At 29.4% G+C, this 11550-nt stretch carries 9 protein-coding genes; 2 read left to right on the forward strand and 7 right to left on the reverse strand.

Annotation, left to right across the window (positions count from 1 at the left end; translation table 11 throughout):
* Window positions 1-94: 94 nt before the first annotated feature.
* Both ABCM86_RS00170 and ABCM86_RS00175 read left to right on the forward strand, forming a co-directional pair.
* Window positions 95-961 (forward strand): hypothetical protein, encoded by an 867-nt coding sequence (locus ABCM86_RS00170; protein ID WP_295675453.1) that lies wholly within the window; start codon window positions 95-97, stop codon window positions 959-961.
* 12 nt (window positions 962-973) lie between these two features.
* On the forward strand, window positions 974-1522 hold the full coding sequence (locus tag ABCM86_RS00175; RefSeq protein WP_295675473.1) for a DDE-type integrase/transposase/recombinase: 549 nt from the start codon (window positions 974-976) through the stop codon (window positions 1520-1522).
* A gap of 406 nt (window positions 1523-1928) precedes the next feature.
* Here the strand turns inward: ABCM86_RS00175 and ABCM86_RS00180 are convergent, their stop codons facing one another.
* The 7 genes from ABCM86_RS00180 to uxaC all read right to left on the reverse strand — a co-directional run bounded on the left by ABCM86_RS00180 (window position 1929) and on the right by uxaC (window position 11542).
* A complete protein-coding gene (locus tag ABCM86_RS00180; RefSeq protein ID WP_295675451.1) occupies window positions 1929-3464 on the reverse strand; it encodes a glycoside hydrolase family 28 protein in 1536 nt (511 codons plus the stop codon).
* A 94-nt stretch (window positions 3465-3558) separates the two neighbouring features.
* Window positions 3559-5067 (reverse strand): MFS transporter, encoded by a 1509-nt coding sequence (locus tag ABCM86_RS00185; RefSeq protein WP_295675449.1) that lies wholly within the window; start codon window positions 5065-5067, stop codon window positions 3559-3561.
* A 391-nt stretch (window positions 5068-5458) separates the two neighbouring features.
* Window positions 5459-6946, reverse strand: a complete 1488-nt coding sequence (locus ABCM86_RS00190; RefSeq protein ID WP_343003192.1) for an altronate dehydratase family protein — start codon at window positions 6944-6946, stop codon at window positions 5459-5461.
* Window positions 6947-7018: 72 nt separating this feature from the next.
* Window positions 7019-8467, reverse strand: a complete 1449-nt coding sequence (locus tag ABCM86_RS00195) for a tagaturonate reductase (protein WP_343003193.1) — start codon at window positions 8465-8467, stop codon at window positions 7019-7021.
* 39 nt (window positions 8468-8506) lie between these two features.
* Complete coding sequence (locus ABCM86_RS00200; RefSeq protein WP_295675443.1) at window positions 8507-9457, reverse strand: sugar kinase; 951 nt, start codon at window positions 9455-9457, stop codon at window positions 8507-8509.
* A gap of 21 nt (window positions 9458-9478) precedes the next feature.
* Window positions 9479-10117: a bifunctional 4-hydroxy-2-oxoglutarate aldolase/2-dehydro-3-deoxy-phosphogluconate aldolase gene (locus ABCM86_RS00205; protein WP_295675441.1), complete on the reverse strand. Its 639-nt coding sequence runs from the start codon at window positions 10115-10117 to the stop codon at window positions 9479-9481.
* Window positions 10118-10141: 24 nt separating this feature from the next.
* Complete coding sequence (gene uxaC / locus ABCM86_RS00210) at window positions 10142-11542, reverse strand: glucuronate isomerase (RefSeq protein ID WP_343003194.1); 1401 nt, start codon at window positions 11540-11542, stop codon at window positions 10142-10144.
* Window positions 11543-11550: the final 8 nt, after the last annotated feature.

Here is an 11550-nt window from a genome sequence, read left to right on the forward strand (position 1 = left end):
CCTTTGATTTTACTTAATTTTCTATTTAAACTATACCTCCCCCTCATTTTTATATAAAATTATCTTAAAATAATAAGTTTGGAGGTATAAGTTTATGAACTTACAAGTTTTTGAATATATAATCTATCTACATAATCTAGTTATAAACCTAGCGGTTATGCTTTATGGTAAAATAATCCTACTTCCCCGAAGGGATGAACCCATTAAGAAGAAATATCGTAAACTTAAGGTTGATATTTTACCTAAAATCGAAAATATTGAAAAACTAGATTTTAAAGAAATTTTGCAAAAACATTTAAAATCTACTGATAAAGAAATCAAACCTGTATCTAGAAGAAAATCAACTACTTCTATTGATAAATCTATCATTTGTCCTAGATGTAATGCTCCGCATGAATACATATATGATAATAACGGTGGTAATGGCCAATACCAATGCAAATTATGCAAAACTACTTTTAAATCAAATAATAAGTTCAAGCATGAAGTAATTCTTAGATGTCCTTATTGTTCTAAACCGCTTGATAAAATAAAAACTAGAAAAAGTTTTTTAGTCTATAAATGTAGAAATAATGAATGCTCTTTTTATATTTCTAATAAAAATGCTTTATCTCCTGAGGATAAAATTAAATTTAATAAAAGTCCTCAAACATTTAAACTTCGATATATTTATAGGTTATTTACAGTTGATTTTAAACCATTATCTAAAGACAGTAAAATCAAGACTCTAGTTTCTCTTCCAAAAATAAGAGTACCACAGTATACTTTAGGTTTAATACTTACATACTATGTTAATTATGGACTAGGATCTAGAAAAACAGCTGAAATCATGAATGATATACATGGAATAAAGATTTCTCATCAATCTGTACTTAATTATGCAAATAGCGTAGCTACGCTAGTAAAGCCTTTTGTAGATCATTATCCTTATGATATTTCTGATTCAATTTGTGGTGATTAAACGTATATCAAAATTAAGGGTAAATGGAATTATATATTCTTTTTTATGGATGCTGCTAAAAAAATTATTTTATCTTACCATACATCTCCAAACAGAGATACTAATTCTGCCATTTATGCTCTTGACGATGTATTGAGTAAGTTTAAAAAAATTCCTGAAAATTTAAATATAATAACAGACGGAAACCCTATATACTTGCTAGCTCAACAGTTTTTTGCTTCCCACGGCATAAATTTTGAGATAATGCAAGTTATTGGTCTTAGTAATAATGATGAAACATCCAAAAAATTTAGACCTCTTAAGCAAATAATTGAAAGACTTAACAGATGCTTTAAAAGTAATTATAAAAACACACACGGATTTGGAAAAGCCGAAGGCGCTTTATCTTACATAAGTTTATACTCTACTTATTTTAATTTTCTTAGACCTCATCAAAGTCTAGAAAATAAAGTTCCTGTTAAAATCGAATCTTTAGAGGAATTGCCAACTATGCCTGCACGTTGGTGCAAGTTAATAGAACTTTCTCAAGATTTTATCATCAATTTTGAGGCTTCCGCATGATATTACCATTAATATAATATTATTTTTGTACCTCAGTTTTTAAAAATCATAAAGCTAAGGTTTATTTTTAGTGTTTAAATTTACATATAATTTTTTTGATTTTGATAAAAAACTAGATTCTTCCATTTTTTCATATGTTTTTTACACTACCTTTTCGAGTAAATTGATACATAAATTTTACCATAATTTTGTTTATGGTTAATTACAAAAAACTACAATTTTTATAATTAAATTCTATAAAAAATCGCAAGTGTTCAAAAATTTAGCGAAAATGATTATTCTATAGGATCGGACTTTGTAAAATAAAATAGGACATACAAAACAGATCAATTTACGTTTTATATGTCCTATTTTTAGATTAATTTCATCGCAAACAATTTTAAACTTAGCTCGAACAATCCTAAACTTAGTTTAAAGCATATTCTTTCGCATTAAAATCATCATCAACATCTATAATTTTATCGTCAACTTTTACATTATTTATACATACATTTTTAAATGCAAGGCCTTTTACATTTTGTAATACCATGTCACCTTTAACCCCATTTAGCTCTGCATTTTCAATTAAAATATTTTCAATAGGTGCATCTTTGAATCCTTTTAAATATAAAGCATTGCTTGCATCGATACTTCCACCTTCGATAGTTTTAATATTAGATAATGTTATATCTCTTAATATTGGATTGTGATTTCCGTTTACGCCTTCTTCATAGAAGAAATCAGCATGGATAACTGCTATTTTAGATTTATTTACAACGCTGTTTTTTACATATATTTTTTCAAGTTTTCCGCCTCTTTCAGCATTTGTTTTAAATCTTATTGGATAATCAAGTTCTGGACTATCGAAGTAATTGTCATGAGCAAATATATCATTTACTCCACCTGAAATTTCACTACCTATTGTCACTCCTCCATGACCGTCTTCAAACTTATTGTTTCTGATTATAATGTTTTCTGAAGGAACACCAATATTTCTTCCTTCGTTATTTCTTCCTGATTTTATCGCTATACAGTCATCTCCTGTACTAAATTTACAGTTTTCAATTATCATATACTTACAAGATTCTGGATCAACTCCATCATTGTTGTAAAGATGAGTATCAATAATGATATTGTCAACTTTTATATTTTCACAAAGAACAGGATTTATTTCCCAAAATGGTGAATTTAAAATAGTTACATCTCTAATAAGTATATTTTTTGATTTATAAGGTTGAATAAATGGAGGTCTTATTGTAGAGATATCGTCTTTGAATATTCTCTCTGTTCTAACATCAGCATTTTCTTGACCAAGATCGAATAATCTTTCTCTTTGAATTTGTTGATCTTCTTCATTAAAATATCCAAATTTCCAAGGCATCCAGTTAAATTCATCGGCATTTCCGTCTAGTATTCCTTTTCCTGTTATAGCAATATTTTCAGCGCCATAACTGTATATAAAAGGAGAGAAATTCATCATTTCAATACCTTCCCATCTAGTATATTCTAGTGGATAAAATTCATTGTTCTTATTTCTCACAAATTTTATTACGGCATTTTCTTCAATATGAAGTTCAACATTGCTTTTTAAAGTTATTGCACCACTGTAGTAAACATTAGGTTCTTCTTTGCTACCTCCAGAAACTATAACTTTTCCTCCACCATTGCTAGTTGCATCGTCGATAGCTTTTTGTATTGCATCACCATAATATGTTACATTTTGTGTATTTTTAACTAAAGATTTTCCTATATATTCTTTATCATTTTTAAGTTCTTTTTTACTTCCTTTGTAAGGTCCATCAGGATGAGTAAGGTAAACTTCCTCAATATCTCTTACAAGATTTTTATATTTGATATCGTCAACCTTATATTCTGTTTTATTATCAAACTTCATTATATTATCATTTACTGTATTTTCAATTAAATTATATAATTCTTGATTCCATTCAAATTTCTTATACATATACAAATTCTCCTTTTATTAAAAAAATAAAATCCTAACTCACTTCACTTCTGAAATTTTTTACTATCAAAATAATTATTTATACTATTTCAATTTACATATTAACTGCAGATTTTTCATGGTATCCAACATTGTTGTTTCCAAAACAATGTTCATAATCATATCCAGTTAAATCTTCTATAGCTTGTTTAGCTTCTGATGTAACTGCTGCTTTATCTCCACCAGCTTTAACTCTATTTACTTCATCAACTAATATCTTATGACTTTCTTTAGTTAATTTTAATCTTCTAGCAAATAAGAAACATAAGAATAATAATGTTATTGGAACTACTACTGTCATTATTGTTATTGTATGTACAGCTGCTTCTGGTTGAACTGTTTGACCTTTAACAAATCCTGATGCTTCTAATATAGCACCTAATATAAATGCTTCACTTGCAGATGCGATTTTTCCTAAAAATCCATTAGCACCACTGAATATTCCTTCTCTTCTTTGCATAGTAACAGCTTCATCTATATCAGCCATAAATGGTAATTGGAATACTGGAATGTAGTCACATGCAGCTCTACCCATAAAATTGACTGTTGCAATAACGATTAATGCTGGTACTAAAATTTGAGTTCCTTTTAATCCAGTTAAACAAACATATCCTAAACATGTCACACTGACTACAATAGCTGCAACGTTAAATGCTTTTCTTGAACCAAATTTATAACATAATGCTATAGTTATAGTAACTGCAACTATAGAAATAAGTTGTGAAGAACCTGTTATATAACTTGCTTCTACTGCTGATAAACTTAAGCAGTAAACTACGAAATAAGTAAATATACCTGATGCTAAGTTTTTGTAGATACCTATTAATAATAACATTGCTCCGTGTAATCTAAATGATTTGATTTTCATTGCTGAAGGAATATCTTGAAGCATTTTCTTCATAGTTTCAGCAAAACTCTTAGTTTCAACAACATGTACATCTTTAGGATCTCTTTCAAAAGTAAATGCATAAAATACTATTAAAGATATTACCATTACTACAGCATAACTAATACCTGCGTAGAAATATCCAGTTGGATTAGTTCTTCCTAATCTTGCAACGAAAAATGCTGGGAATACTGTAGCTATTGCACTTGAAATTTGTCCACAATATTGTTTAGCTGATACAAGTTTAGTTTTATCAGCTGCAGTAGTAGCCATTTCAGCAGGTAAAGTTGAAGCTGTAACTAATACTAGTGTAAATGTAACTTCCCATAATAAATTTAATCCAAAATAGAATCCATATGAATGACCTGTTGTCCATAACATTGGGAATATCATTAAAACTAGTGGTATACCAATTAGAGTAAATGATTTTCTTCTACCAAATCTTTTTCCTAATGCAGTCTTACCAAAATTATCACTTATAGATCCAACTAAAGGATTTAATACAGCATCCATAAGTCTTGTAATTGTAAATATCATAGCGGCTTTTGCTGGTCCTATATCACAGAATTGTGTATAGAAGAACATTAAAAATCCTGAAATAATCGCTTGTGAACCACTACCTAAAAAGTTTATACATGCATAACCAATCATATTCATAAAAGTTATTTTTCTTTTCATTGTTTCTCCTCCAAATAATTTCTTTGTTATAATAATATTTTTCACCTTGAAATACGTTTTCCTATTTTATTTAATCATTTAATATATCGAATTTCCTACAATTTCTGTACCCTTTTAATAATTTAATTAATATAACTTTTATAATATTTTCCACTTATGTAAGTTGGTAATATTATAATACTTATTTACTATATATTCTTTTATTATTTCAACACTTTATATTATGAAAATATATTTTCGTTGTGTTAAATTTGTATCAATCATAAGTAAAAAAATTAATTTTTATTTATACACACGTGTGCAATTTTTATTAAAAAATATAGATCTTATTATATAAATTTCATAATATAGATTTCATACTTTTTTTAAACTTGCACACGCTTTTTTTAATTTATAATGTTACACCTTGTCTAAGTATTGCAATTTCTTTAAACTTATTGATCTCATTATTTACATATTTTCCATTAGAAACTTCAACTATAAATTTCATAAATTCTTCAGTTGTCTCTTCTAAATTCTTATCTTCAACTAGACATCCAGCATTAAAATCCATCCAATGTGGTTTTAATTTATATAGCGGTGAATTTGTAGCCACTTTTATTGTAGGTACAAAAGTTCCAAATGGTGTTCCCCTTCCAGTTGTAAATAATACCATATGACATCCTGCTGCTGCCAATGCTGATGCAGCGACTAAGTCATTTCCAGGACCGCTTAAAAGATTAAGTCCATTGTGTTTAAGAGTTTCGCCATACTTAAGAACATCTATAACAGTAGCATTTCCTGATTTTTGAGTACATCCTAATGATTTATCTTCAAGTGTAGTAATCCCGCCAGCTTTGTTTCCTGGTGATGGATTTTCATATATAGGTTGATCGTACTTCATGAAATATTCTTTAAAATCGTTTACTAAATGAACAACTTTATTAAATGTTTCTTCATTTTTAGCTCTATTCATAAGAATAGTTTCTGCTCCAAACATTTCAGGTACTTCAGTAAGAACTGTTGTCCCACCTTGTGCAACTAAAAAGTCTGAAAAACTTCCTAAAAGAGGATTGGCAGTTATTCCAGATAATCCGTCAGAACCTCCACATTTTAGTCCTACTTTTAATTTTGATATAGGAAGAGTTACTCTCTTATCTTCCTTCATTTTTGTGTATAATTCTTTTAATATTTTAACGCCTTCTTCTATTTCATTAGGAACCTCTTGAGATACTAAAAATTTAATTCTATCTTTGTTGTAATCTCCAAGTGATTCTATAAATTGTGGCATTACATTGTTTTCACAACCTAATCCAAGTACTAATACTCCACCTGCATTTGGATGTTTTGCAATATTTCCAAGCATAGTTCTCGTATTTACATGGTCTTCTCCAAGTTGAGAACATCCGTAATTGTGTTTAAATGCTTCGATTCCATCGATACCCTCTACATTGACTTCTTCTTTGAATCTTTCAATAATTCTATCTGCTATTCCATTTACACATCCTACAGTTGGAACTATCCAAAGTTCATTTCTTATACCTATATTTCCGTCTTCTCTTTCATACCCTTCAAAAGTTAAATTTCTTTGTTCTATATCACATTCATAAGATGTTTTATTGAATTCATAATCTTTGATTCCATCTAAATTTGTCTTTAGATTATGTGTATGAACCCATTCTCCAGATGTTATATTTTTAGTTGCATGTCCTATTTCATATCCGTATTTTATTACATCGCTGCCTTCTTTGATATCTTCTATAGCGATTTTATGTCCTCTTTTAACATCTTCTTTTAAAGTTATTTTTTTGCTGTCGACTTCTATTGTTTCACCTTTATTTATGTCTTTAAGTGCAACAACGATATTATCTTTAATATTTATTTTTATAAAATCTTTCATTCTATCTACCTGCTTTTTTTAAACTAATTGTTACTTTTAATCAATTTATTTATGTAAGTACGAATTTGAGTTTTAAAGAACTGATTTAACAGCTTCTTTCATTCCTAATTTTTCAATTAGAGCTAAATCTTCAGTTACTGCGTCTGTTAAACCTTCGATTTCATTTAAGTCCATACCCCAGTTTTTATCGTATGCGAAAACTTCACTTACTAATTTCTTTAATCCTTCTTTTGATCCATCACATTCTGACCATAATTTTTTGTATAAGTCTAATATTTGAGCATCATCAGCAAGTTTTATATCTTCTTCTCCTCTTTTACCTTTGTAAAATTCTACTAAAGCTGCAAGAGAGAATACTAATTTCTTAGGAAGTTCTCCTTTTCTTTCTAAATACTCTATTAAGCTTGGTAAATCTCTTGTTTTATATTTAGACATAGAGTTTAATGCTATACTCATTAAATAATGTTTTACATATGGATTTTGGAATCTTTCAATTGTATCATTACCAAATTGAACTAATTCATCATGTGATAAATCTAATGTTGGAACTATTTCATCGAATATTAATTCTCTTACATATTTACCCATCACTTCATGATCTACAGTTTCAGCAACTGTGTCAAATCCGTAAAGATAAGCAACTGGAACCATTGCAGTATGAGATCCATTTAATATTCTAACTTTTCTAGTTCTATATGGTGTCATATCATCGACAACTTTTATATTAAGACCTGATTTTTCTATTGGTAATTCTTCTTTTAATGATTGTGGTCCTTCAATAACCCATAAGTGGAATATTTCTCCAACATCAACTAAATTATCTTCATATCCTAATTCTTTTGTTATTTCATCGATTGTATCTCTTGGATAACCTGGAACTATTCTGTCAACTAAGCTGCAGAAGAATGTATTTGCAGTATTTATCCAGTTTACAAAGTCTTCACCTAAGTTCCAAATTTCAGCGTATTTTAATACTATTTCTTTTAATTTTTCACCGTTTCTATCGATTAATTCACATGGAATTATATTTAAACCTTTATCAGCTGCTCCATTAAATATCTTATATCTGTGATATAAAAGAGCTGTTAATTTTGAAGGATATCCTTTTTGACATCCGCCTTCTAATTTGTCGTCTTCTTCAAAAACTATTCCCGCTTCTGTTGTGTTTGAAAGTATAAATCTTACTGTTGGTATTTCTGCAAGTTCTAAGAATTTATCATAATTTTTGTATGGATCTACGGCTCTATCTATACAATCAATTACTCTGTGTGTCTTAACTGCTTTACCGTTTTGCATTCCTTGTAAATATAAAGTATAAAGACAATCTTGTTCAGTTAATTTATGAATCATTCCACCTGGTAATGGTTGAACTACAGCGACACTACCATTGAAATCGGCTTCTTTATTCATTGTATCTATTTGCCAATCGACAAAAGCTCTTAAAAAGTTTCCTTCTCCAAATTGAATTACTTTTACAGGGTATGACTTATGATCCCTATATAATTCTTTATTTAATTTCATTTTTTAGTCCTCCTAAAATAAATACTACATTTATAATTTTTATCTATCTACACCTTGTTTTCTGCCAATAAACTCCATTAATTGATCAAAATAAGGATATCCTGTCATATCTCCACTTGAAAGTGTAGCCATAGCACCCATTCCGTTCGCATATTCTCCAATTTCTTTTAGTGATAAATTATCAAGGTATCCACAAAGAAATCCTGCTGCAAATCCGTCTCCAGCACCAACTGTATCTACAATCATATCTGATACATCATATCCTGGAGCAAGGTAGCTTTGGTCTTTAGTTTTTATATAACATCCATCAGCGCCTAATTTCACTGCTACTATTTTTGCATTTTTATTTAAGAAATAATCACATACTTCATCTTTATCTGTTATTCCCAACAGAAGTTCTGCTTCATCAAGTCCTGGCATTATAATATCAGCCTTATTGGCAATATCTATCAATACTTTTTTAGCTTCATCAACTGTCCACAATTTAAGTCTTACATTTGGGTCAAAAGATATTAAAACGTCGTTAGCCTTAGCAATCTCTATAGCCTTGTAAACAGCTTCTCTAGCACTTTCAGATAAAGCAGGAGTTATCCCTGTTAAATGAAGAATTTTGGCACTTTTAATGTATTCTTCGTCAATATCATCTGGAGATATAGTGCTTGCTGCTGAGTTTTTTCTGTAATAATAGACATTAGGATTACTTCTTTGATAATATTCTTTAAAAATTATTCCTGTTGAATTATTTTCATCTAGTATTACCCTCGATGTATCAACACCTTCACCTCTTATAGTACTTATAAGATATCTTCCAAATTCATCATTTGATAATTTAGAAAACCAGCCTACTGTGTGATTTAATTTTGCAAGTGCAGTAGCTACATTTGATTCTGCACCTCCAACTGTTTTTTCAAATGTATTGACGTATCTTAATGGCCTATTTGATTGTGGATTAAACACAACCATTGACTCTCCAAAAGTTACAAGATCCATTCTATTTAATCTCCTTTTTCTCTATATGCATGCTTTATATGCATCTATAAATCTTTTAGCTTCTTTTTCTACTGCATCATAGTCACCTGTTTTAGCTCCTTTTGTTAAGCTTCCACCTGTTCCAACTACTACAGCTCCAGCTTCAAACCATTCGTGTAAGTTTTCAACTGTAACGCCTCCTGTTGGCATGAAATCTCCTTGTGGAAGTGGACCTTTAAATGATTTTATTACAGATGGTCCATAAAGGTTAGCAGGGAATATTTTGACTACATCTACACCGTATTCCATAGCAGTTATAGCATCTTTGACTGTCATAACGCCTGGCATCACACATACTTTATATCTATTACAAAGCTTTAATGTATCTATATCAAGACTTGGACTTACAATAAATTCTGCTCCAGCTAATATACATGCTCTAGCTGTTTCTGCATCTAAAACAGTTCCTGCACCTACTATAATGTCTGTATCTCTATATTTTTCTGCAACTTCTCTCAAAAATTCTACTGGGTTTGGAACTGTCATTGTAAGTTCCATAACTTTTATTCCACCTTTGATAGCTGCTTCAACTATTTTTAATCCTTGTTCTTTAGAATCGCCTCTTACAACAGCGACAACTCCAGCTTCTTTTATCTTTCTTAATACTTCTTCTCTTCTCATTTTGCACCTCAACTAAAATTAATATTACATATTAAAGTAATTTTTAGCATTGTTATAACTTATATCACTTACTATTTGTCCTAAAAATTCAGTATCATTTGGTAATTCACCATTTTCAACCCATTCTCCAATTACATTGCATAAGATTCTTCTGAAATATTCATGTCTTGTATAAGATAAGAAACTTCTTGAATCAGTAAGCATTCCTATAAATGTACTTAACATACCTAAATTAGCTAATGATTTTATTTGAGCTTCCATTCCTAATTTATGATCGTTGAACCACCAAGCTGAACCATGTTGAATTTTTCCTTTTATTCCATCGCCTTGGAAACATCCAAGTAATGTACCTATAACTGCATTATCATTAGGATTTAAACTATATATTATTGTTTTAGATAATGCTTTTTCTTCATTTAATTCATTTAATAAATTTGATAGTGGAACTGCTACTTGAGTATCGTTTAATGCATCAAATCCAGTATCTGGACCTAATTTGTTGTACATTGTAGTGTTGTTATCTCTTATACAGTTCATATGGAATTGATTCACCCATCCTAAATCATGGTATAGTTTTCCGAAGAATTTTAATAAATAAACTCTTATTTTATTTTCATCTTCAAAAGAAACTTTTTCGTCATTTAAAACGTGTGAAAAAATTTCATTAAGTTCTTCTAATGTTGCATTTCCTTTTGGAACAAAATCTAAAGCGTTATCTGCAACTCTACATCCAACTTCGTGGAAAAATTCTACTCTTGATTTTAATGCGTCTATATATTCATCAAAACTATCGATTTTCTTTCCGATAACATTTTCCAGTTGTCCAAACCATTCTTTAAATGTATCTTTGTTAACTCCAAGAGCTTTGTCTGGTCTAAAAGCTGGTAATACTTTAACATCGAAAGACTTGTCTTCTTTTAATGCTAAGTGGTATTCTAATGAATCAACAGGATCATCTGTAGTACAGATTACTTTGACATTTGATCTTTTTATTAAACCTCTCACTCTAAATTCATCTTGTTGAAGCATTTCATTGCATTTTTCCCATATAGATGGTGCAGTTTTTTCATTTAACACTTCTTCTATTCCAAAATATCTTTTTAATTCAAGATGTGTCCAGTGGTATAGTGGATTTCCGATTGCATGTGAAACTGTTTTCGCCCATGCTAAAAATTTTTCATAATCAGAACTATCTCCTGTTATATATTTTTCATCTATACCGAACGTTCTCATTTGTCTCCATTTGTAGTGATCTCCATAAAGCCATACTTCAGTTATATTTTTAAACTTTTTATTGTCTAATATTTCCTTTGGATTTATATGACAATGATAATCTATAATAGGCATTTTTTCTGAATACTCATGATATAATGTTTCTGCCGTAGAATTTGTTAATATAAAATTTTCGTCCATAAACTTCTTCATTTACAGTT

The organism is Clostridium sp. 2218st1_F5_2218SCRN_220325 (assembly GCF_039062665.1).
Lineage (GTDB): Bacteria > Bacillota > Clostridia > Peptostreptococcales > Peptostreptococcaceae > Intestinibacter.

Excerpts from the sequence above, each read along its gene's own strand:
- ABCM86_RS00170 (WP_295675453.1), top strand. The coding sequence starts at position 95 with ATGAACTTACAAGTTTTTGAATATATAATCTATCTACATAATCTAGTT.
- ABCM86_RS00180 (WP_295675451.1), bottom strand. The coding sequence starts at position 3,464 with ATGTATAAGAAATTTGAATGGAATCAAGAATTATATAATTTAATTGAA.
- ABCM86_RS00185 (WP_295675449.1), bottom strand. The coding sequence starts at position 5,067 with ATGAAAAGAAAAATAACTTTTATGAATATGATTGGTTATGCATGTATA.
- ABCM86_RS00190 (WP_343003192.1), bottom strand. The coding sequence starts at position 6,946 with ATGAAAGATTTTATAAAAATAAATATTAAAGATAATATCGTTGTTGCA.
- ABCM86_RS00195 (WP_343003193.1), bottom strand. The coding sequence starts at position 8,467 with ATGAAATTAAATAAAGAATTATATAGGGATCATAAGTCATACCCTGTA.
- ABCM86_RS00200 (WP_295675443.1), bottom strand. The coding sequence starts at position 9,457 with ATGGATCTTGTAACTTTTGGAGAGTCAATGGTTGTGTTTAATCCACAA.
- ABCM86_RS00205 (WP_295675441.1), bottom strand. The coding sequence starts at position 10,117 with ATGAGAAGAGAAGAAGTATTAAGAAAGATAAAAGAAGCTGGAGTTGTC.
- uxaC (WP_343003194.1), bottom strand. The coding sequence starts at position 11,542 with ATGAAGAAGTTTATGGACGAAAATTTTATATTAACAAATTCTACGGCA.